Raw genomic sequence first — 22,631 nt, 5'->3', positions numbered from 1 at the left:
CCCACTGACGCGGTCACAATCCTGTGAGTGCACCGTTTCCAGTGCACCAGAACTGTACCCGCCCGTTCGACGGCGTCAAAATCGCGCGTGCCACCTCGCGAAAGCGGTGATTCGGCTGCTTCGAGCGCGCCGTGGCAACCGTTCGCCCGCTTTCGCGGACGTGCGCGGACGTGCGCGGACGCGGGGCGGGGTGCCGGGCGGGGTGCCGGGCGGGGTGCCGGGCGCCGGGCCAGGCCACCGCTCGGGCAGGTGCGCGGGAGCGCCACGGCGAGTGTGTGCACAACTCGCCCGGCGCGCGCGGGCAGCCGATAACCTGTGGTGGCCGCACCACTCATCAGGGGGATTGATGTCACCGAGCAGCTCCATTCGCGATTTCGCCCAGTACGCCGGCCGGCACCTGTGGCCCCGGAGCGCGTCCGAGCTGACCGACACGACCCTCTGCCCGGCCTGCCTGACCCGCCTGCCGTCGCCGGTCTGTGCGTCCTGCGGGCTCGACCTGCGCCATCCGGCCGCCCGCGAACTCCTGGGCGCGTCAACGGATGCCGCCACCGCGCTGCACCGCCGGGTGGAGTTGATCGGCCGCATCCGCTTCGACGTGGCCGCGGCCCGCTCGGCCGCCGAGGCGCAGCAGGCCAAGACCCAGACAGAGACACACGCAGCTTCGGTCCGACGAGAGGCACTGGAAGCGGCGGCGCGCGACGCTGCGGTGCGGTCGGCGGCACCGTCCGTGGCCGACGCTGTCGCCCAGGCCGCGGCGCGGGCAGCCTCACTGGCGGCGGCGCACGAGGCCTCGCTGGTGCAGCCGCGCGACCCCTCGGTGACCGCGGCCGCTGAGTCACGCACCGCGCCGATCCACGCCGCGCCGACGCAGGCCGCGCCGGCAGCGTTCGCGCCGCCGGTCCCGCACGCGTCAGTCCCGCCCGCATCCGCACCGCACGCGTCAGTCCCGCCCGCGTCCGCACCGCCTGCATCCGTACCACCCGCACCCACGACAACAGCCGGCCCACCCGCGCGGCGGCGGTCGAGCGTGCAGATCGTGCTGCTCATCGTGGGCGTCTCGCTCGTCTCGGTGGCGGCGATCTTCTTCCTCACGGTGGCCTGGTTCAATGCCGGGCTGGCCTTCCGGTCGGTCGTGGTGGGCGCCTTCACCCTCGCCACCCTGGCCACTGCGGCGTTCCTGCGCCGGCGCCGCCTGGTGAGCACCGCGGAGGGCATCGGCGCCCTGGCCGTGGTGCTGGTGCTCCTGGACGTCTGGGCGCTGCAGCGCAACGACCTGGGCGGTCTCGGCGCGACCGACGCGCTGCTCTATTGGGGCGTGGCCCTGCTGGTGTGCTCCGCGGTGTTCCTGCTCTGGCACGCCGTGTCGGGCCTGCGCGTGGCCAGCGTGGCCGGTTTCGCCACCGCCGCTCCGGGCCTGGGGCTGCTGGCCGCGGGGCTCGCGACGGATGCGCCCCCGCTCACCCGGTTCTTCCTGGCCGCCCTCGGCGTGGCCGCCGGCACCCTCGTGCACAGGTTCACCCTGCCGGGCACGGCCCGGTTCTGGCCCGCGCTCGACCGCCGGGCCGAACGGGCCGCGCTGCTCATCCTGGCCGGGCTGGCCCTGGTCAGCGCCCTCGCCGTGGCCGGCTTCGTGCAGCCCGGCACCGAGACCGTCCCGCTGCTCACCTTCGGCGCCGTCGCCGTGCTCGCCGTTGCCCACGCCCTCACCACGCTGACCAGCCGGCGAACGGATGCCGGCTACCGGGCCGCCGCATCCGCATCCGTGGGCCTGGCCGGACTGGCCGTGGTGCTGGGCGTTATCGCCGTCAGCTGGCGCACCGGCAGCACCGAGCTGCTCGTCTCCGTGCCACTGCTGACCGCCGTGCTGCTCGCCCTCGGCGGGGAACTGGCCTGGCGACGGCGCACAGCCGGACCGACCCGGCAGGCGCTGCTCACCGGAACACTCACGGCGACCGTGCTGGCCACGGCCCTCGGCCTCCTCACGGTTCTGGTGGCCTCGGTGCCACTGGCCGGCGCCCTGGTGGGCACGATGGACCGGGTGTCCGGCCCGCTCACCGAGGTTCCCACCCAGAGCGGGTGGGCCCTGGCCACGCTGGCGGGCGTCGCGGTGCTGGCAACCGGATTCTGGCGGGTCGGCGCGGTGCTGGCAACCCGGCTGCGCATTCTGGCCTGGTTCGGCGCGGTCGCGCTGCTACTGGCGGTGCCCTTCACCCAGTGGCTGTGGCTGATCCTTCCCCTCTATGTGCTGCTCGGCGCCGGCGCCCTGGCCGCGTTGTTGATCGCCCGCCGCCGCACGTACCCGCTCGGCGGGTACCGCCGCCTGATCGTGACGGTTCTGTGGAGCGCCGGGACCCTCGGGTACCTGATCGGCTGGTCCAGCAGCACCAGCTGGTGGCTCGGCACCCTCTCGGCGGTGCTCATGCTCGTTCTCGCCCGCCTGGTGCTCGACCGGGAGACTCACGCTGCCCGCCGCGGTGCGCTGCTGTGCGGGGCGATCGTGCTCGGCCTGATCGGGTCCGTCGCCACCCCCATCGCGCTCACCCTGGCCGACCCGCCGGTCACGGCTGTGCTGTGGCTGCTCGTGGCGCTCAGCCTGGGCCTGGCTACCGCACTGGTGCAGGTCTTCGCCGCCCAGAACCAGGTCGGCGGGCTGACCACCACCGAACGCCGCTGGGCCTTCTGGACCCTCTTCGCCCCCACCCTCGTGGTGCTCGCGCTGCCCCTCGGCCTCCTGCTCGACGGGTTGTCGTTCTCCGAACGCGCCGCGATGGCCCCGGTCGTACCGGTTGCCGGTGTTGTCGTCACGGTCCTGGTCGTGGCGGCGCTGCTGCTCTGGGCGTTGGGCCGCGATTCGCGCGCCCCGGGCACCCGGTCGTGGGAGCGGCTGACGGCGGCTCTCCTTGTGGCGCCGGCGCTGTTGTCGCTCACGCTCAACCTCGTTCTGATCACGGATGCGCCCGCCGCCGCCTCCGTACTCGCTGCCCCCGTCGCGGCCCTGGTCACCGTGGCCCTCGCGCTGGTCCTCCGCCTGGTCGGGCGCCGGCCCGCCGTCGTCGGCCTCGAGCTCGGCGCCGCGCTGGTGCTCGCCTCGGCGTTCCTGCGACCGAACGTCACCGAGTTCGGCTGGCTGGTGCTGCTCATCACGGGCGTGATCCTGCTGCTCGCCGCGGTCGACACCGACGGCCTGTTCGCGTCGCGGTCGTGGCGCCGCCACCTCGGCTGGCTCGCCGTGGTCACCGCGACCGCTGCGCTCTGGTGGGGCCTGGCGAGCGCCGGAACCACCCCGGTCGAGGCCTATGTGCTGCCGCTGGCCGGACTGCTGCTACTCCTGGCCGCACTGCTCTGGCGTTTCGGCCGGGTCGACCGCGCCGTCGCCGCGAGCCCGGGCTCCGCGCTGCTCACCCTGGCCGGGCTGGTCGTGGCCCTGCTCCCCCTCGCCGTGACCGGGCAGACCGGCTCGGTGCTGCGCCCGGTGATCGTGGGCGGGGCATCCGCGGTGCTGCTCGTGGGCGCCAGCGTTCTGCGTAACACCCCGCCCCGTTCGGCCTACCTCGCCGCTATGGGGCTGGCCGGCGCGCTCGGTCTGCTGACCTGCGGCATCGCCCGCTCCCAACGCATCGTCACGGCCGCCGGGCCGGCCGGGCCAGCACTCGAAGCGTGGCTGCTGCCCACCGTGGGCCTGCTGATCCTGGCCGCAGCACTGCTGCTGCGGCAGCCGGATGACCGCCCTCACACCATCCGGAGCCGCGCGAGCACCGCGCTGCTGCTGGTGGGCCTGGTCACGCTGACCCTTCTGGAGGCGGCGGCGTTCGACTCCTCGGCTCTCGGCGCAGCGCGCCCCCTGCTTCTGGTGCCGGCGCTCTCGGTGTTCGCCGTCGTGGCGTTCCGGGCAGAGTGGGCGCACCTCGGTGCCGTCACCGCCTGGCCGGCCCTCGTGCTGGCCGGGGTCGCGGCGTCCGCGGCCCTGCTCGCCGGTGCCGTGCAGCCGTTCGAGCTCGTCACCGTGCCCGTCGCGCTCGCCCTCGCGGCCGGGCAGCTGGTGCGGCTGCGCCCGTGGTCGTCTGCGTCTGCGGGCGCCCTCGCCACGGGCGGAATGACGGCCCCCGCCGGCAGCACGGGATTGGCTGAGTCGGCGGGCATGACCGGCTCGACGGGCCCGGTGCCGTCCGCTTCCCGCCCGCTCTCCGCATCATCGATCTGGATAGGCGTGGGACTGGCCCTCGCGGTGCTGCCCAGCGCCCTCACAGCGGTCGGCACCCCGCCGCTCACCGGCGGCATCCTGAGCGGCATCACCGCCGACGGGCTCCGGCAGATCGGCACCCTCGCGGTCGGCGGGGTGCTCGCCCTGGCGGGCGCGGCCGCCTTCGGCCGCGTCCGCTGGGCACCGCTGGCCTGGCCCGCCGTGCTCGTCGGGGTGGCCACCGTCATCGTGACCGCCGCCGGGCGGCTGCAGGCGCTGCTCGCCACGGGCCCGGCCGACGGGCGGGTCGAGGCCTGGCTACTGCCCACGGCCCTGCTCCTCGTGGTGACCGGAGGCTGGCTCATCACGGCGACGCCGGTCACGTCGGCAAGCGGCACTCCCGTGCCCGCCTCATCCGTCGACGGCTGGACCGCCGAGCGCATCTTCGGGTACACCCTGGTCGGGGTGGCGCTGCTGGGAATCCTCGGTGCCGAAACCGGCGCCCTCGGCTTCGCCCCGTACGCCCCGGGTCGCGCGATCGCCCTGGTGGTCCTGTTCGCTCTGGTGCACGTCGCCGTGCTCCGGTTCGACCGCAGCCGGGCCGGCACCGTGCTGGCCTGGCTCGCCCTCGCCGCCGGGCTGCTGTCGCTCGTGGCCGGCGCCGGACGCGACCTGTTCACGCCCATCGAACTGGGCACGGTCCCGCTCGGTCTGGCCCTCGTGGCCGGTCAGCTGGTCACCGCCGGGCTCCTCAGGGCTCCGCTCGGCGCACCGGCAAGCCGGCAGACCGGCGCGGCGCTTCCCGCATCCGCCCGGCTGCGCCACCAGGGTGTTGTCGCCGTCGGCCTCGCGCTCGCGCTGCTCCCGAGCGCCGTCGCGGGTGGCGACGGCACGATGCTGCGGCCGGTGCTCGTGCTGGTCGCGGCCGGCGCGCTCGGCATCGTGGGTGCGCGGCTCGTGGCACATCCGCGGTGGGGCGTGCTCGGCGGGCCCGCCACCCTGGTGGGTGTCTTCGCCGTGCTGGTTACGGCCGGGCTGCGCCTCCTGCCCCTGTACGGAACCCCGGCGGGCCCCACCGGGCAGCTCGAGACGTGGCTGCTTCCGGCAGCGGGTCTCGTGCTGGCCACCGGTGCCGGGATGGTTTGGTCGGCAGGCCGGGTGCCGGCCGCCGCCGGTCAGGGTCTACGTCGCACGGGCTACGGCCTGGCCATGGGTGTCGTCATCGGGATCGTCCTGGCCGAGGCGCCTGCGCTGCAGTACGACCCGCTGGCCACCGTGCGGATGCTGGTGATCGTGTGGCTGCTCGCCGCGGCGTACCTGGCCGTGTTCGCCCTCGACCCGAGCCCGCTCGGCCGGCTGCTGGCCTGGGTGACGCTCGCGGCGGCCGCCGCCATGCTCGGCGCCGGCGGCGCCCGTGGTGTGCCCGACCCCGTCGAGCTCGTCAGCGTGCCCCTGGCCGTCGCGCTCATCGTGAGCGGATGGCTGCACCTGGGTCGCGCTCCCGCCGCGCGCAGCTGGGGCGCACTGGCTCCGGGTCTGCTGCTGCTGTTGGTGCCGTCGCTGCTGCTCGACCTCACGGCCAGTCCGCTCTGGCGGGTGGTGGGCCTGGGGATCGTCGCGACCGCGGTGCTCCTCCTTGGGGTGCGGCGCAAGCTGCAGGCCCCGTTCGTGCTGGGCAGCGTCGTGCTCCTGGTGCATGCTCTCGCCCAGCTGTGGCCGTGGATCGCGCTGGCGTACACCGCGGTGTACTGGTGGTTGTGGCTCGGCATCGGCGGTGTTCTGCTGATCGCCCTGGCCGCACGCTACGAGCAGCGCATCCAGAACCTCAAGGCCGTGGCGCTGCGAGTCTCTGCGCTCCGATAGGCCCTCTGGGACGCAGTCGGCGCGGCCTGCGGAAGCGCGGCCTGCGGAAGCGCGGCCTGCGGAAGCGCGGCCTGCGGAAGCGCGGCCTGTGGAAGCATAGGGAGGTGCCCGCCACCCTCTCCGCCCATGGCTCCAGCGCCGAGCGTCTGACCACTCCGCGGCTCAGCCTGGCGCCGCTGAGCGCGGCCGACCTGGCCGAGGTGCACGACATCTATGCCGACCCGGGCACCTGGTTGCACCTGCCGGCCGGCCGGCACACCGAACTGCAGCAGTCCGCTCTGCTGGTCAGCGACAGCGAGCGCAGCTGGGCGCGCTCCGGTCTCGGCCGCTGGTCGGTCCGCGCTCGCACCGCTCTGCCAGGCCTTCCGTCCGGCGCCCTCGTCGGTGTGGTGTCGGCCACGCTGCTGGACTGCGGCATGCGCAACTTCGGCTACCGCCTCACCCCAGCGGCCTGGGGCATCGGTCTCGCCACCGAAGCCGCGACGGCAGCCCTCGCCGAGGCCCGAAGCTCGAGGTTCCCGGTCACCGCGCGAGCGCTGGCCGGCAATCCGGCCTCGGTACGCGTGCTCGAGCGCATCGGGCTCACACGCGTCTGGATCGGCCACGGCGGGGGCACCCCAGCCGGGGTACCGACCGGGACCGGCCGCCCGGACACCACGGCGCTGCAGCGCGTGATCTTCGCCGACCGCCCGCTTGCGCCCGACCTGCTGGCCGCGGTCATCCGTCTCGGCTGATTCGCAGGGCCCAGCTCGCAGGCGGCGCTCACTGACCCAGCGAGCGCACCTGTTCGTTGTACTGCTCCGTGGTCAGCTCACCGCGCGCGTAGCGTTCGTCGAGGATGCGCCGGGCATCGCTGCGAGGCGCGACCGGGCCGGGCCCCGGCGGACCGGACATGCCGGCTGAGTCGGTGCGGAAGATTCGCACGGTCCAGACGATGAGCACCACGACGGCGGCCACCGACAGCAATCCGTAGAGCCACAGCCAGGCGGGGTTCATTCCGTATCCCCACATCATCTTGGGTCCCCTTTCGTCGGTCGAGCGCGGGTGGATCTGCTCACTACGGTAGTCCCGTTTCCTTGTCCGATACCCCTAGGGGGTATAAGGTGAGGGCATGACTTCCTCGCACGACACACCGGAGCACGGCACTGACCACGCCGTCATGAACCACAGCGATATGGATCACAGCACCATGGATCACAGCTCAATGAAGCACAGCTCAATGAACCACGGCGCCATGGGCAACGCCGGGCACGGTGACCACGTCGGCCAGTTCCGGCGCCTGTTCTGGGTGATGCTGGCGCTGGCCGTGCCCGTCGTCGGCTTCAGCGGCATGTTCGCCCACCTGATCGGCTACCCGCTGCCCGACGCGGCGTGGGCCGCCTGGATCTCCCCACTGCTGGGCACCGTGATGTACGTCTGGGGCGGCCGGCCGTTCCTCACCGGCGCGGTCAGCGAACTGGGGCGACGCTCCCCCGGCATGATGCTGCTGATCGCCCTGGCCATCACTGTGGCGTTCCTCTCCTCCTGGGGCGCGAGCCTGGGCATCCTGAGCATGGAGCTCGACTTCTGGTGGGAACTGGCCCTGCTGATCGTGATCATGCTGCTGGGCCACTGGATCGAGATGCGCTCGCTGGCCCGGTCGTCCTCGGCCCTCGAGTCGCTCGCTGCGCTGCTTCCCGACGAGGCCGAACGCCTTGACGCCGGCCAAATCACCATCGTCGCTCCGGCCGACCTGCGCGTGGGCGACGTTGTGATCGTGCGGCCCGGCGGCCGGATTCCCGCCGACGGGCTGGTCACCGAGGGTACGGCGGATGTCGACGAGTCGATGATCACGGGAGAGTCCCGACCGGTGAGCCGCGGGCCTGGCGCCCCGGTGGTGGCCGGCACCGTGGCCACCGACACGGCCCTGCGCGTGAGGGTGACCGCGGTCGGCGAGGACACCGCGCTGGCGGGTATCCGCCGGCTCGTCGCCGAGGCGCAGGGGTCGTCGTCACGGGCGCAACGCCTGGCCGACCGGGCTGCCGGCTGGTTGTTCTGGTTCGCGCTCGGGGTCGGCGTGATCACCGCGGTCGTCTGGACCCTGCTCGGCAACCCGCAGGACGCCGTCGTGCGCACCATCACGGTTCTCGTGATCGCCTGCCCGCACGCCCTCGGGCTGGCGATCCCTCTCGTGGTGTCGATCGCCACCGAACGCGCCGCGCGCGGCGGGGTGCTGGTGACCGACCGGCTCGCGTTGGAGAGCATGCGCACCATCGACACGGTCTTGTTCGACAAGACCGGCACCCTCACCCGCGGCGAGCCGGTGCTGGCCCACGTGCACGCGGGCGACGGGCACACCGACGACGAGCTGATCGCCCTGGCGGCCGCGGTCGAGGCCGACAGCGAGCATCCGCTGGCCCGGGCCATCGTGACCGCGGCCCGCAGCCGCGGCCTCGAGATTCCCCTCGCCAGCGGGTTCCAGGCGGCCACCGCCGTGGGCGTCACGGCGACTGTCGACGGCCGGGAGACCTCGGTGGGGGGTCCCAGCCTGCTCGAACGACACGGCGCAGCGCCCCTCCCGGCCACCGACAGCTGGGCCGCCGAGGGTGCCATCGTGCTGCACGTGCTGCAGGACGGCCGGGTGATCGGCGCTCTGGGCCTGGCCGACGAGGTGCGCCCGGAGTCCCGCGAGGCCGTTGACGCCCTGCACGCCCGGGGCGTGAGCGTCGTGATGATCACCGGAGACGCCGAAGCGGTGGCCCGGTCGGTGGCCGCCCAGCTCGGCATCGACAGGGTCTTCGCCGGTGTGCACCCTGACAACAAGGCCGAAACCGTGGTGCGGTTACAACGCGAGGGCCACCGGGTGGCCATGGTCGGCGACGGCGTCAACGACGCCCCCGCGCTGGCGCAGGCCGATGTGGGTATCGCCATCGGCGCCGGCACGGATGTCGCGATAGCGTCGGCGGGCGTCATCCTGGCCAGTGACGATCCCCGGTCCGTGCTCTCGGTGATCGAGCTCTCCCGGGCCGGATACCGCAAGATGGAGCAGAATCTGTGGTGGGCCGCCGGGTACAACCTGCTAGCCGTGCCGCTGGCCGCCGGTGTGCTCGCACCGATCGGGTTTGTGCTGCCGATGGAGATCGGCGCCCTGCTGATGTCGGCGTCGACTGTGGTCGTGGCCGTCAACGCCCAACTGCTCCGCCGCCTCGACCTGCGGCCGGAGGCGAGCGCGGCCCGGGCGCTCGGCACGCGCCCTCCCGTGGCTCACGGCGCCCCGGTCGGGGCGCGGTAGTCGGCCGGCGCGCGGTCTATGGTGTGCGCATGACCTTCCAGATCAAGCGCATCTACGACGACGTTGCGGCCGACGACGGATGCCGCGTGCTGGTGGACCGGCTCTGGCCGCGCGGCGTCTCGACCGAGCGTGCCCGACTGGACGCCTGGCTGAAGGAGGTCGCCCCGTCGCCGGCGCTCCGCGCGTGGTGGAACCACGACCCCGCCCGGCTCGACGAGTTCAGCGCCCGGTACCGTGCCGAGCTGGAGGGCGACGCCGCCACCCAGCGGGCGGTCGATGAGCTGCGCCAGCTGGCCGCCCACAACCCGCCGACCACGACCCTGCTCTACGGCGCCAAGGACCCGCACGTCAACCACGCCCGCATCCTCGCCGAATATCTGGCCGAACTGCCGCATCCGTGACCGGCCTGCCGCTAGTGTCTGACGCAGAGACATCCCGGTGCCATCTCACGACGAGGACCTGACAATGCTCCCTGCACCTCAGCTCGACAGTGTGCTGTCCCCGGACTCACCCCCCGCGGCCGCCCTGCACCCGGCGGGCCGCCCGGTGCATTTCGGCGGTATCCTCCGTGGTGAGTGGATCAAGCTTCGGTCGTTGCGCTCCACGGTGTGGTCCTTCTCGATCATCGTGGTGGTGCAACTCGCCTTCGCCATCCTGATGGCTCTGACCATGAGCATGCCCGGCGACGGGAGCGCCGCTGTGGCCACGAATCTTGCCGTGATCACCGCCACCCTTGGTCTGGTCGCCGCCCAACTCGCCATCGCCGTGCAGGGCGTGCTCCTCATCAGCGGGGAGTACTCCACGGGCCAGATCCGCTCCACCCTCACCGCCGTGCCCACCCGGCTGCCGGTGCTCTGGGCGAAGGTCGCCGTCTTCTTCCTGCTCACCTTCGTCGTCGGGTTCGCGGCGATCGTGATCGCCTACCTGGCGGCCCTGCCGATCCTCGCCGGGGCAGGCATCCACCCCGACGGCGGCGACTCCAGCCTCTGGCTGCGGATGGCCGGCGGCGCTCTTTACCTGGCGCTCACCGGGGTCATCGCGTTGGGAATCGGCGCCATCACCCGGTCGGTGCCCGGCGGCATCGCGGCGACCATGGGCCTGATCCTGGTGCTCCCATCGGTGCTGCGCCTCGTTCCGGCCCAGTGGGCCACCGACCTGATGGCCTGGCTGCCCGGAGTGGCCGGCCAGGAGCTGTTCTTCTGGGGAAACAGCGTGCTCGCGAGCCCCTTCGAGCCCTGGCAGGCGCTGCTCATCATGCTCGGGTCCGGCGGTGCGGTGCTCGGCACGGCTGCCGTGCTGCTTATGCGCCGCGACGCCTGAGCGCGCCTCGCACCCGTCGCGACCGCACTCCCTCTGCGCTCCGACACCTGCCGCGGGCACCCTCGGCCGCACTTGGCCCCCGAAAAGGAACCCACCGGACAGCCAAGGCGACTACCCTCCAATGATGGCCGAAATACGCACCCCCGCCGCGCCCCGCGAAGTGGAGTTGTACCGACCCGTCGCCGATGACTGGGCCGGGCTCCGCGATATCCGTCTCCGGTCGATCGCGAACTTCCCGCTGGCCTTCTTCGAATCCTTCGCCGCAGCCCTCGCACTCACCGAGGCAGACTGGCGGGAGCGCGGCGCCCGCAACGCCGAACCCACCAGCGTCCAGGTCGTGGCGCGCACGCCGGGTGAGCAATGGGTGGGCACCATGGCCGCCTTCGTGTCCACCGGACCGCCGACCTACCAGCCCGGTGCGCTGTCGGCGGATGCGCCCGTGCGGGCCAACCTCGTCGGCGTCTGGGTGGACCCCAGCTACCGCGGTCGAACCGGGGTGGCCACGCGCCTGCTCGCCGCCGTGCGCGAGTGGGTCACCGCCGAGCAGCAGCTCGACCGCCTCTATCTGCACGTGCACGAGAGCAATCACCGGGCCATCCGCTTCTACGAGAAGAACGGGGCCGTGACCACCGGGGAGTACATCCCCGACCCACGCCGACCCACGGAACGCCACCTCGAGATGGTTCTCGGCCCGGCCCGCTGAATGGATCTGCTCCTCGAATTCTGGGCGCGGGTCTCGGCGCGAAACGCTCCGTTGCCGACGCTGACCGTGTGGCTCACGATCGCCGCCGCCGCGCTGGCGGTGCTCGTGCCGCAGGCGTGGACGGTCACCCGCCACGGCATCACCATCGTGCATGAGGGTGGGCACGGGCTGGTCGCGGCGCTCGGCGGCCGCCGGCTGCAGGGCATCCGACTGCACTCGGACACCTCGGGGCTCACCGTGAGCCGCGGCAAACCGCGCGGCCTGGGCATGGTGCTCACGCTGCTCGCCGGCTACACGGCGCCCGCGCTGCTCGGTCTCGGTGCCGCCTGGATGCTCAGTGTCGGCCATGACGTCGGCCTGCTCTGGGCACTGCTTGCGGCGCTGGCGCTGCTCCTCGTGCAGATCCGCAACTGGTTCGGGCTCTGGTCGGTGGCCGTAACCGCAGCCCTGGTGTTCGGGGTCACCTGGTTCGGTTCGCCTGTCGTGCAGAGCATTTTTGCGCTGCTGGTCACGGCGTTCCTGCTGATCGGGGCGCTCCGCACGGTCGTGGAGCTGCAGATCACCCGGTCCCGGCGGGGCGGCGGCGCCTCGGACGCCGACCAACTGGCCCGGCTCAGCCATCTGCCCGGCCTGCTCTGGGTGGTCGTGTTCATCGGTGTGGCAGGCGCATGCCTGGTGGGAGCCGCCCGCTTGCTCGCCCTGGTCTAGCACCCGCCGCTCTCGCACCCCACACCGCCCGGGTCTGCGCCACCCCCCGGTCGGCGCGCATAACTCCTGCACTTCTCCGATCCGTCACCGGCACGCCCCTGCGGTGACCCGGAATTCCGCGAACGATCACCGCGGCGGCAGAATTCTGCAGGAGTTCTGCGCACCCGCATGGTCTCGGACGGAGGCAGCTAGTGCTGGCGGGGCCGTACGGGCGGCCGAGGGCCGTTAGAAGACCGTCACACCGAGCAGGGTGCCCACCAGCCAGGTGACGAAGAGCGCCGCCGCACCGCCGGTGACTACCCGCACGGTTGCACGGGCGAGGCGGCTGCCGCCCAGCCGGGCGCCGAGCGCGCCGGTGAGGGCGAGCGCCACGAGCACGGCCAGGAAGGTCACCGGCACCCGGAGGCCCTCCGGCGGCAGCAGGATCGCCAGCAGCGGCAGGATCGCTCCGAGGGTGAACGCCAGGGCGGACGCGCCGGCGGCGTGCCAGGCGCTGGCCACGTCCTCCTCGACGATGTTCAGCTCGAGCGACAGGTGCGCCTTGAGCGCATCCTTTTCGGTGAGTTCGATAGCCACCTGGCGGGCCGTGGCCGGGGCCAGCCCGCGCTCCTCGTAGAGGGTGGTGAGAACCTGGAGTTCCCCGGCCGGGTCGTCCCGCAGCTCGCGCTTCTGCTTCTCGATCATCGCGCGCTGGCTGTCGCTCTGGCTGCTCACCGACACGTACTCGCCGAGCGCCATCGAGATGGCCCCGCCGACGAGGCCCGCGGTGCCGGCCGCGATGATCGCTGGGGTGCTGCCACCGGCGCCGGCCACGCCGACCACGATGGCCGCCACGGAGACGATGCCGTCGTTGGCGCCGAGCACACCGGCGCGCAGCCAGTTGAGCCGGGAGGCCAGGCTCCCCGTGTGGGCGGAGACGGCCGTCGCGTCGCGCGGCGCGGCATCCTGAGCGGCCCGGACGGGACGAAAAAGAGGAGTCGAGAGGATGGCCATAGAGTCACCCTAGGCACCAATCACGGGCGCCGCCAGCGTGGAAAGCCTTGCCTAATCCCCCTGGTCAGAGGATGGAAAGGCTAACCTAAACTGCCCTCGCCACCGCCGAGAACGTCTAGAACGGCACCCCGCACACGAGAGCGGCGTTGGCGAAGGCGGTGGCCTCCCCGGTACGCACGAAGACCCGTGCCGACCCGGAGAGCTGCTTGAGGTCGCCGTGCCCGATGTACTCGATATCGGTGAAGCGAGCGCTCAACCAGTCATCCGCCACCGTGCCCTTCGCCTCCTCCGCGGCCACGCAACGCTCCACCACCAGTTCGCCCAGCAGGGCATCGAGCACCTGCTCGAACCGGGGCACGCCGTGCACCAGCGCGAGGTCGATCACGGTCACGCCCACGGGTGCGGGCATCCCGCAGTCGGCCACGAGCACGATGTCCCCGTGGCCCAGGCGGCTGATCGCCGCATTCAGGTCGGCGTTCAGAATGCCGGAGCGTTTCACGGGTGTGCCTCGTCCTTCATGGGTGCTGAGCTGGCGCCGACCTCGGGTAGAGCGTCACCCTCGTGCGGGTAGGACGGCTGGGTTCCGCGGGACCGCACGGCGAACGCGCCGACCCGTACGGCCAGTTCGGCCGCTTCGCGGAGGCCGTCACCGGCAGCGAGACGGGCGCTCAGCGCCCCCACGAAAGCATCTCCGGCGCCAGAGCTGTCGACCGACGTCACAACGGGCGAGGCCACGGAGTCGGTGCCGTCGGCGTCGGCGACGATCGCGCCGAGGGCACCGCGGGTCAGCACGACCGACGTCACCCCCCACTCGCGCAGCCTGGCCACCGCGTCGGCGTCCGAGGCCGGCGGCGGTGAGCCGGGCAGGAGTTGCGCCAGCAGCAGGGCCGCCTCGTGCTCGTTCACGATCAGGGGGTCGGCGGCCGCGATGGTCGCCGGGTCGAAGTCGATCACGGGTGCCAGGTTGAGAACGACCCGGCCGCGGGCCAGCCGTGCGGCCGCCGCGCTGGCGGCCGCGGGGATCTCCCCCTGCAGCACCACCACGGCGGCCCCGGCGATGAGGTCCGCGTTCCGGCCGACGGCCTCGGCATCCACCGCGGCGTTCGCCCCGGGAATCACGATGATGGTGTTCTCCCCGTCGGCGGCCACGGTGATCACGGCCAGACCGGTCGGCCCGTCCACGGCCCGCACAGCCGACAAATCGACGTGCGCGGTGTCGAGGATCGCGGTGGCGGATTGGGCGTAGGCGTCCCGGCCGATCGCGCCGACCATGCTCACCGTGGCACCGAGCTGAGCCGCGGCGACGGCCTGGTTGGCGCCCTTCCCGCCGGGCAGGATCACGATCGACGAGCCGATCAGGGTCTCGCCGGGCAGCGGATGGCGCCCCACGCTGGTGACCTGGTCGGCGTTGATCGAGCCGACCACGACCACCCCGCTGAGCACCGCCCCGGCGACCGGGGCCTCTGTTGACGGGATCACTTGGAGAAGTCGCCCACGTTCGTCTTCGTCACGGCGACGACGTCGACGGGAACTGTCGCGTCGACATCGTCACCGTCGATGGCCTTGACGGCCAGTTCGATGGCGAGCCGGCCGAGCTCGGCGGGCTGCTGGGCGACGGTGGCGTACAGCGACCCGTCCGAGATGGCGGTCAGGCCGTCCGCGGTGCCGTCGAATCCGACGACCATGACCTCTGACCCTGCGCGGGCGCCGAGCGCCTGGATCGCGCCGAGGGCCATCTCATCGTTCTCGGCGAAGATGCCGGTGACTCCCGGGTTGGCCTGCAGCAGGTTGGTGGTGACGTCCAGAGCGGATGCCCGGTCGAAGTTCGCGGTCTGCTCGGCCACCACGGTGATGTCGGGGTACGCGGCGATGCCCTCGTCGAAGCCGGCGCCGCGGTCGCGGCTGGCGGAGGTGCCGGAGACACCCTGCAGGGAGATCACGGTGCCCTTCTCCCCCATGGCCGCCGCGAGCTCGTCGGCGGCCTGCTTGCCGCCGGCCACATTGTCGCTGGCCACGAGAGAGGTCAGTGTGGCGTCGTTGACCGTGCGGTCCACCCCGATGACCGGAATGTTCGCGGCGGTCAGCGCGTTCACCGAGGCGCTTGCGGCGTCGGAGTCGACCGGGTTGACGATCACGGCCTTGGTGCTGCCGGCCGTCGCCGTGGCCAGCTGGTTGGCCTGGGTGGCCGAGTCGTTCTGGGCGTCCACGATGTAGAGGTCGACGCCGGCCTCGTCCGCTGCCGCTTGGGCGCCGTCGCGCAGTTCGACGAAGAACGGATTGTTCAGCGTGGAGATCGCGAGCACGACCTTCGGTCCGCTGGCCTCGTCGCCGCCGCCACGGCCGCAGGCAGTGGTGCCGGCGAGGATCAGAGCGGCCGTGGCGGTGACGGCGGCGATACGGCGAAAGGAGGATGACTTCATTGTGGTTCCTTTGTTGTGGTGGGGCGGGAGAGGCGAAAAGTATGTGATCAGCTGTTGCGGGTCTTGCGGCGCAGCACGTCCGCGCCCACCGCGAGGGCGATGACCAGGCCGATGACGACCTGCTGCCAGAACGACGACACGTTGAGCAGGTTGAGGCCGTTGCGGATGACGACGAGCACCAGGGCGCCAATGAAGGTGCCGGAGATCTTGCCGAGCCCGCCCGAGAGCGATGCTCCGCCGATGACGACCGCGGCGATCGCATCCAGTTCATAGCCGGCGGCGGCCTGGGGCTGGGCGGAGTCGAGACGGCCGGCCAGGAGAAGTCCGGCCAGGGCAGCGAAGAGGCCGGCGAGAGCGAAGACCGTGACGATGATGCGCTTGACCGGCAGCCCGGAGAGCCGGGCCGCCTCGGCGTTGCCGCCGACCGCGTACATGGAGCGGCCGAGCACGGTGCGGTTGAGGATGAACGAGGCCACCAGCGCGGCCAGGACCAGGATGACGATGGGCATCGGAACCGGGCCGATGTTGCCGCCCAGGAACGACACCTCCGGCGCGGTCTTGATCGGCCGGCCGTCGGAGATCACCAGGGTGAGGCCGCGGGCCACGCTCAGCATCGCGAGCGTGGCGATGAACGAGGGCAGCTTACCGTAGGCATTGGCAGCGCCGTTGACGACGCCGGCGAGAAGGCCCACGACCAGGCCCGCGATCAGTGCCATCCAGCCGGGCAGGCCGGCGCTGATGAAGAACCAGCCGGAAGCCATGGCCGAGAGCGCCGCGACGGCGCCGACCGAGAGGTCGATGCCGCCGGCGACGATGACGAAGGTCATGCCGAAGGCGAGTACGGCGACCGTCGACACCTGGATGCCGATGTTGAGCAGGTTCTGCCCGGTCAGGAAGTCCGGGGTGGCGATGACCAGGGCGATGCAGAGCACCACCAGGCCGACCAGGGCGCCGTTGTTGGCCAGGAAGGTCTTGTAGTCGAAGGAGCGTCGGGTGGGCGTCTCGGTGGACGGGGTGGCGGTCGTCGTTGACATGGGTGTGAGTTCCTTCTGGTTCAGCGCTGCGCCGAGATGTCGCGGGCGGCGAGGGTCATGACTGTGTCTTGGGTGGCATCCGCGGCGCTGAGTTCGCCGGCCAGGCGGCCGTCGCGCATGACGAGGATGCGGTCGCTCATGCCCAGGATCTCGGGCAGCTCGCTGGAGACCATCACGATGGCTCCGCCGGCGGCGGTGATCGAGTTCATCAGCTCGTAGATCTCGACCTTGGCGCCCACGTCCACGCCGCGGGTGGGTTCGTCCAGCAGCAGCACAGTGGACGCGGCGATGATCCAGCGGCCGAACACCGCCTTCTGCTGGTTGCCGCCGGAGAGCGAGCGGATCGGCTGGTCGATGGTGTGCATCCGGATGCGCAGCTTCGCAGCGACGGCCTCCGCGCGGGTGCGCTGCCCGGTGAAGTCGGCCAGGCCGAGCTTGGAGCTGGAGGCCAGGGTGGCATAGCCGAGGTTGTCGTTGACGGAAGCATCCAGCACCAGGCCCTGACCCTTGCGGTCCTCGGGAACGTGGCCGATGCCGGCCCTGATCGCCGCTTTGATGTCGCCCTTTGGCAGCTTCGTGCCGCGCACGGTGACGGAGCCGGTGTCGTACTTGTCGGCGCCGGCGATGGCGCGGATCAGTTCGGTGCGGCCCGCGCCGACGAGCCCGGCGATGCCGAGCACCTCGCCGGCACGCACGGTGAAGCTGATGTCGTCGAACTGGCCGGCGCTGGTGAGGTTCGACACGGTGAGCACCTCGGTGAGCGCCGGGGTCTCGTCGACGCGGCGCGGGAACTGGTCTTCGATGCTGCGGCCGACCATCAGCTTGACGAGGTCGTCTTCGGGGGTGGAAGCGGGGACTTCGGCGATGAAGTGGCCGTCGCGGATGACGGTGACGGTGTCGCCGACCTCCGCGATCTCGTCGAGGTGGTGGCTGATGAAGAGCATGCCGACGCCACGACGGCGGAGGTCCGCCATCACGGCGAACAGGGCCTGGGTTTCGTGCCGGGTGAGCGCGGCGGTGGGTTCGTCGAGGATCAGCACCCGGGCGTTGATGCTCAGGGCCTTGGCGATTTCGACCAGCTGCTGCCGGGCGATGCCGAGCTGGCCTACCGGGGTGTCCACGTCGATCTCGAGGCCGATCAGCGCCAGGGCCGCGCGCGCCTGGCGGCGGAGTTCCTTGCGGTCGACCATGCCGAGTCTGGTGGGCATCCGGCCGAGCATCACGTTCTCGGCCACGCTCATGGTGGCGACGAGGTTGAGTTCCTGGTGGATGGTGGCGATGCCGTGTGCTTCGGCGGCCTTGGTGGTGGGCAGGGTCGTGACGGTGCCGTCAACGAGGATCTGGCCGCCGTCGGGCTGGTAGACCCCGGCGACCATCTTGATCAGGGTGGACTTGCCGGCGCCGTTCTCGCCGAGCAGCACCTGCACCTGGCCGGGGTAGACACTCACGGTGACGTCCTGGATGACGGTGACCTGGCCGAACGTCTTGGTGACGTTCTGCAGGGTGATCAGGGGGTGGTCGGTCATTTCTGGCTCCTTTGCCGAGATGTCGTGGGGAGGATCGGCGTGGCCGACGAGGCCCGCACGATCAGTTCGCTGGGAAGCACGACCGAGTCAGGGGTCTGGCCGCCGATCACCTGCAGCAGCAGGTCGATGGCGATCCGGCCCATGTCCTCCACGCTGTGCGCGATCACGCTGAGGGCCGGGTTGAGCAAGGCGAACCACTCGATGTCGTCGAAGGCGACGAGCGCGATGTCGGTGCCGATCCTCAGGCCGAGTTTGTGCAGGATGCTGATGGCGCCGACGGCCATGAGGCTGTCGGCGGCGAGCAGCGCTGTCGGCGGGTTCGTGAGGCTCGTCAGGGCGTGCACACCGGCCGAGCCGCTGGCGGCCTGGTAGTCGCCGAAGTAGACCAGCTCGGGGTCTTGGCTGAGGCCGGCCTCGGCGACGGCGCGGGTGAACGCCGCGAACCTGTCCCGGCCGGTCGAGGTGGCCTGCGGGCCGGAGATGTATCCGATGCGGGTGTGGCCCAGCTCGGCGAGGTGCTGCACGGCCTGGCGGATGCCGGTTTCGCTGTCGGTGGTGACGCTGGGCAGGTCGAGGCCGGGAACCGTGCGGTCCACGAGCACCGTGGGAATTTTGCGGTCGATCAGGGCGCGCAGCCGGCCCCCGTCGTCGCCGACCGGAGCGACGATCACGCCGTCCACTCGACGGGAGATGAGCGTGTCGAGATAGCGGTCCTGCTGGTCGCCCTGCTCGTTGGCGTTGCCGAGCAGCGTGACGTAGCCGGCCGAGAGGGCGGCCTGCTCGGCGGCGTGCGCGAGGTCGGCGAAGAACGGGTTGCGCACATCCGGCACCAGCAGGCCGAGGGAGGTGGACCTGGTGGAGCGCAGGGCCTGGGCCTGGGCGTTGGGCTGGTAGTCGAGCTCGGCGGCTGCGGCGGCGACGCGTTCACGGGTGTCGGCTGAGGTGGCGGGGTTGCCCGACAGGACTCTCGATGCGGTACCCACCGAGACCCCCGCGAGGGCGGCGACGTCCTTGATCGTTACGGCTTCCACAGCCACTCCCTTGTGTACGTGCGAGGATCCTGTGGAATCGTTTCCATGGAATCGTTTCCATCGTACGTCGGGAGATCAGAAGATGTCAACCGGACCGACGAGTCCGGCCGACCCTGGAGGTGCCGGCAGGGCTCAGCGCCGCCCGATGAAGGTGTCCATGGAGCGGTACACACCGAAGACCCGGCCGGCCACGACGTCCCACGCGGCCAGCGGCAGCACGCCGCGCACCGTCTTGGACAGGCCCACCGTCCAGGGCATCAGGAGCTGCGGCGACCCGGCGAGCATCGCCCGCCACACCCGGTCCACCACGTACTCCGGGGTCATCACGGGCGTGAACAACGGCCCGCGGGCGCCGTCGAACATGCCCGTGGAGATGTAGCTGGGGGCGATGGTGCTCACACGCACGTGGTCGAAGCCCTGCTGCTTGAGCTCGAGACGCAGGGAGTCGCTCCAGGCGATCACGGCCGCCTTCGACGCCGCGTAGACGCTCATGCGCGGCGTGGAGAGCATGCCGGCCGCGGAGGCGATGTTGACGATGCGGGACTCGCGGTGGGGGTTGCGCATCATGGCGGGCAGGAACTCGCGGGTGATGTACATCGGGGCGAGCGCGTTCACCTGCATGGTGGCGCGGGTGTCGTCGCCGTTGTCGTGCTCCCAGAAGAAGGAACCGCGCACGATACCGGCGTTGTTGATCACGATGTCGGGGTTGCCCACCTCGGTGCGCACCCGTTGCGCGGTCTGCGCGATCGCGCCCAGGTCGGAGACGTCCACGACGTAGGGGGCGATCTGGGTGGCCCCGCCGGAGCGTTCGGTGAGGATCGCGGCGGTGCTGGAGAGGCTCGCGGCATCGCGGTCCCACAGGATCACGGCCCGTGCGCCCTCGGCGACGGCCCGTTCGGCATAGAGGCGGCCCATGCCCATGCCTGCACCTGTGATCAGCACCCGGGCTCCGGAAACGGTTCGTGTCATGGATCAATCATCCCAAGTCCCGGCTGTCCCCGGTCACAGATCCGGATGTTGGCCCCGACTGGCACCTCGTGTTTCAGCGCGAGGTGCGTGCCCGTGTCCGCCCGATCGCCGGAAACGGCAGCGGCCAGTGCCCGGCCCGGTAAGAAGCTGGCCGCGTGCAAAAAGCACCGAATATCGCGTGCTGCGACGTCTTTCACACGCCGCGAGATCGGTGCGGGCCACCGGGCCGCGCACGTTACGCCGCGTTGCACCGCACACTGCAACGGACGCCCCTGCTGCGTAGCGTCGAAGGCGCCCGCTAGTCCCGCCCCCAGAACCGACCGCCGGAGTGTGCCCATGCCGAACCCCGACACCAGTACAGGTGCCAGTATCGGTGCCCGCATCGACACCAGCACCGGCTCCACCATTGACTCCGGCACCACGAACACCCCGGCCACCCGCGCCGCCACCGCCGACTGGAGCGACACCAGCGCCACGATCCGCAACCTCTCCACCGAACACCGCCGCTACCCGGCCCCGGTCGCGTTCGCCGCCCAGGCCAACGTCGACGCATCCTGGTACGCCAAGGCCGCGGCCGACCCGGTGGGCTTCTGGACCGAACAGGCCAACCGGCTCGACTGGGCCGAACCGTGGCACACCGACCACAGCTGGCAGCCCACCGCTCCGGATGCCGACGGCGTGCTGAGCGTGCCGCGCGCGGAGTGGTTCGCCGGCGGCAGGCTCAACGTGGCGGTGAACTGCGTCGACCGGCACGTGGCCGCCGGGCGCGGCGACAAGGTCGCGTTCCACTTCGAGGGCGAGCCCGGCGACCGGCGCACCCTCACCTACGCCGACCTCGAGAAGGAGGTCGCCCGGGCCGCCAACGCGCTCACCGACCTCGGCATCGTGCAGGGCGACCGGGTCGTCATCTACCTGCCGGTGATCCCCGAGACCATCATCATCACCCTCGCGGTCGCCCGCATCGGCGCCATCCACTCGCTGGTGTTCGGCGGCTTCTCGGCCGAGGCGCTGCGCTTCCGGGTGGAGGACACCGGCGCCAAGCTGCTCGTCACCACCGACGGCCAATTCCGCCGCGGTCAGGCCGTGCCGGTGAAGGAGGCCGCCGACGAGGCCGTGGCCGGAGTGAACTCGATCGAGCACGTGCTCGTGGTGCGCCGCACCGGAGACCTGACCCCGGGCATCCCCTGGACGACCGGGCGCGACGTGTGGTGGCACGACACCGTCGACACGGCATCCGACACCCACGAGCCGGAGTTCTTCGACGCCGAGACGCCGCTCTTCATCATCTACACCTCCGGCACCACGGGAAAACCCAAGGGCCTGGTGCACACGAGCGGCGGCTACCTCACCCACGCGTCCTGGAGCCACTGGGCCGTCTTCGACGCCAAGGAGGACGACGTGCACTGGTGCACCGCCGACCTCGCCTGGGTCACCGCGCACAGCTACGTGCACTACGGGCCGCTCTCCAACGGCACCACCTCGGTGATCTACGAGGGCACCCCGAACACCCCGCACCCCGGCCGGCACTTCGAGATCATCCAGCGCTACGGGGTGACCACCTATTACACGGCGCCCACGCTCATCCGCACCTTCATGACCTGGTTCCCCGATGGTCTGCCCGCCGAACACGACCTGTCCAGCATCCGCCTGCTCGGCTCGGTCGGCGAGGCGATCAACCCTGAAGCCTGGGTCTGGTTCCGGGAAAACGTCGGCGCCAGCCGTGCCCCGATCGTGGACACCTGGTGGCAGTCGGAGACCGGCGCGGCCGTGATGGCACCGCTGCCCGGGGTGAGCACCCTCAAGCCCGGTTCGGCCCTGCGCGCCCTGCCCGGGCTGACCACTCTGGTGGTGGATGACGCGGGCCAGCCGGTTGCGCACGGCACCGGCGGCTACCTGGTGCTCGCCGGCACCTGGCCGGGCATGGCCCGCACGGTGTGGGGCAACCCGGAGCGCTACCGCGACTCCTACTGGGCGCGCTTCGCCGAGCAGGGCTACTTCTTCTCGGGCGACGGCGCCAAGTACGACGACGACGGCGACATCTGGCTGCTCGGCCGGGTCGACGACGTCATCAACGTCTCCGGGCACCGGCTGTCCACCATCGAGATCGAGTCGGCGTTGGTGTCGCACCCGGCCGTCGGCGAGTCAGGCGTCGTGGGGGTCTTCGACGCGACGACCGGCGAGGGCATCGCCGCGTTCGTGATCCCCGCGGTGGCCCCGGTCACGGATGACCCGGCCGCCTGGCTGGCGCTGGCGACCGAGCTGGCCCCGCAGCTGAGGGCGCACATCACCCACGAGATCGGCGCGGTGGCCAAGCCCCGGGAGGTGTTCCTGGTGCCCGACCTGCCCAAGACCCGCTCGGGCAAGATCATGCGCCGGTTGCTCGGCGACATCGTGGACGGCCGCACCCTCGGCGATGTCACCTCGTTGCAGGATGACACCGTGCCCGGCCGCATCCAGGCCATCGTGGAGGCCGCCCGCGCCCGTTAGCCCATCGACCCGGCCGGCGCTAGCGCGCGCATCCGTCAGAACTGTTCCCGAAGCGGACTTCTGCGCCCGGTGCGCCGGACGCAGATGTCCGCACGGGAACCAGTTCAGCGCAGACGGCCCGGATGC

At 71.6% G+C, this 22,631-nt stretch carries 17 protein-coding genes; 8 read left to right on the top strand and 9 right to left on the bottom strand.

The window, feature by feature from the left end; all coding sequences use genetic code 11:
- The first annotated feature begins 346 nt into the window (after window positions 1–346).
- Window positions 347–6,043: an SCO7613 C-terminal domain-containing membrane protein gene (locus DOE79_RS13945; RefSeq protein ID WP_120339022.1), complete on the top strand. Its 5,697-nt coding sequence runs from the start codon at window positions 347–349 to the stop codon at window positions 6,041–6,043.
- Between the two features lie 104 nt (window positions 6,044–6,147).
- Window positions 6,148–6,777, top strand: a complete 630-nt coding sequence (locus tag DOE79_RS13940; protein ID WP_162942755.1) for a GNAT family N-acetyltransferase — start codon at window positions 6,148–6,150, stop codon at window positions 6,775–6,777.
- Between the two features lie 28 nt (window positions 6,778–6,805).
- On the opposite strand, the gene DOE79_RS13935 is transcribed toward DOE79_RS13940, so the two are convergent.
- Window positions 6,806–7,039, bottom strand: a complete 234-nt coding sequence (locus tag DOE79_RS13935; RefSeq protein WP_245976948.1) for an SHOCT domain-containing protein — start codon at window positions 7,037–7,039, stop codon at window positions 6,806–6,808.
- A 208-nt stretch (window positions 7,040–7,247) separates the two neighbouring features.
- On the opposite strand from DOE79_RS13935, the gene DOE79_RS13930 reads away from it, so the two are divergent.
- From DOE79_RS13930 to DOE79_RS13910, 5 genes are all read left to right on the top strand, one after another.
- Window positions 7,248–9,314 carry a heavy metal translocating P-type ATPase gene (locus tag DOE79_RS13930; protein ID WP_245976947.1) on the top strand — a complete coding sequence of 689 codons (2,067 nt, stop codon included), beginning with the start codon at window positions 7,248–7,250 and terminating at the stop codon, window positions 9,312–9,314.
- Window positions 9,315–9,343: 29 nt separating this feature from the next.
- Window positions 9,344–9,715, top strand: coding sequence for a DUF488 domain-containing protein (locus DOE79_RS13925; RefSeq protein WP_120339019.1), 372 nt, complete (start codon window positions 9,344–9,346; stop codon window positions 9,713–9,715).
- Window positions 9,716–9,779: 64 nt separating this feature from the next.
- Window positions 9,780–10,634 carry an ABC transporter permease gene (locus DOE79_RS13920; RefSeq protein ID WP_120339018.1) on the top strand — a complete coding sequence of 285 codons (855 nt, stop codon included), beginning with the start codon at window positions 9,780–9,782 and terminating at the stop codon, window positions 10,632–10,634.
- 124 nt (window positions 10,635–10,758) lie between these two features.
- Window positions 10,759–11,337 carry a GNAT family N-acetyltransferase gene (locus tag DOE79_RS13915; protein WP_162942754.1) on the top strand — a complete coding sequence of 193 codons (579 nt, stop codon included), beginning with the start codon at window positions 10,759–10,761 and terminating at the stop codon, window positions 11,335–11,337.
- A complete protein-coding gene (locus tag DOE79_RS13910; protein ID WP_120339016.1) occupies window positions 11,338–12,045 on the top strand; it encodes a M50 family metallopeptidase in 708 nt (235 codons plus the stop codon).
- Between the two features lie 225 nt (window positions 12,046–12,270).
- Here DOE79_RS13910 and DOE79_RS13905 read toward each other — a convergent pair whose 3' ends face one another.
- The 8 genes from DOE79_RS13905 to DOE79_RS13870 all read right to left on the bottom strand — a co-directional run bounded on the left by DOE79_RS13905 (window position 12,271) and on the right by DOE79_RS13870 (window position 20,018).
- A complete protein-coding gene (locus tag DOE79_RS13905; protein WP_120339015.1) occupies window positions 12,271–13,038 on the bottom strand; it encodes a VIT1/CCC1 transporter family protein in 768 nt (255 codons plus the stop codon).
- Between the two features lie 115 nt (window positions 13,039–13,153).
- Window positions 13,154–13,537 (bottom strand): D-ribose pyranase, encoded by a 384-nt coding sequence (gene rbsD, locus DOE79_RS13900; RefSeq protein WP_120339014.1) that lies wholly within the window; start codon window positions 13,535–13,537, stop codon window positions 13,154–13,156.
- Window positions 13,534–14,517 carry a ribokinase gene (locus DOE79_RS13895; RefSeq protein WP_342767923.1) on the bottom strand — a complete coding sequence of 328 codons (984 nt, stop codon included), beginning with the start codon at window positions 14,515–14,517 and terminating at the stop codon, window positions 13,534–13,536. Before DOE79_RS13895 ends, rbsD begins: the two co-directional genes overlap by 4 nt.
- On the bottom strand, window positions 14,514–15,458 hold the full coding sequence (locus DOE79_RS13890) for a substrate-binding domain-containing protein (RefSeq protein ID WP_120339013.1): 945 nt from the start codon (window positions 15,456–15,458) through the stop codon (window positions 14,514–14,516). The genes DOE79_RS13895 and DOE79_RS13890 overlap by 4 nt, the downstream gene beginning before the upstream one ends.
- A 47-nt stretch (window positions 15,459–15,505) precedes the next feature.
- Complete coding sequence (locus DOE79_RS13885) at window positions 15,506–16,492, bottom strand: ABC transporter permease (protein ID WP_120339012.1); 987 nt, start codon at window positions 16,490–16,492, stop codon at window positions 15,506–15,508.
- 20 nt (window positions 16,493–16,512) lie between these two features.
- A complete protein-coding gene (locus DOE79_RS13880; protein ID WP_120339011.1) occupies window positions 16,513–18,018 on the bottom strand; it encodes a sugar ABC transporter ATP-binding protein in 1,506 nt (501 codons plus the stop codon).
- The gene (locus DOE79_RS13875; RefSeq protein ID WP_120340345.1) at window positions 18,015–19,049 is read right to left on the bottom strand and encodes a LacI family DNA-binding transcriptional regulator; all 1,035 of its coding nucleotides are present in this window, start codon (window positions 19,047–19,049) and stop codon (window positions 18,015–18,017) included. Before DOE79_RS13875 ends, DOE79_RS13880 begins: the two co-directional genes overlap by 4 nt.
- A 132-nt stretch (window positions 19,050–19,181) precedes the next feature.
- The gene (locus DOE79_RS13870; protein WP_120339010.1) at window positions 19,182–20,018 is read right to left on the bottom strand and encodes an SDR family oxidoreductase; all 837 of its coding nucleotides are present in this window, start codon (window positions 20,016–20,018) and stop codon (window positions 19,182–19,184) included.
- A gap of 336 nt (window positions 20,019–20,354) precedes the next feature.
- On the opposite strand from DOE79_RS13870, the gene acs reads away from it, so the two are divergent.
- Complete coding sequence (gene acs, locus DOE79_RS13865) at window positions 20,355–22,505, top strand: acetate--CoA ligase (protein ID WP_120339009.1); 2,151 nt, start codon at window positions 20,355–20,357, stop codon at window positions 22,503–22,505.
- The last annotated feature ends 126 nt before the right edge of the window (window positions 22,506–22,631 follow it).

Origin of the sequence: Cryobacterium soli, assembly GCF_003611035.1 — a bacterium.
Taxonomy (GTDB): Bacteria; Actinomycetota; Actinomycetes; order Actinomycetales; family Microbacteriaceae; genus Cryobacterium; species Cryobacterium soli.
The sequence above is the reverse complement of the archived record's forward strand: the minus strand, read 5'-3'. Positions and strand labels throughout refer to the sequence as shown.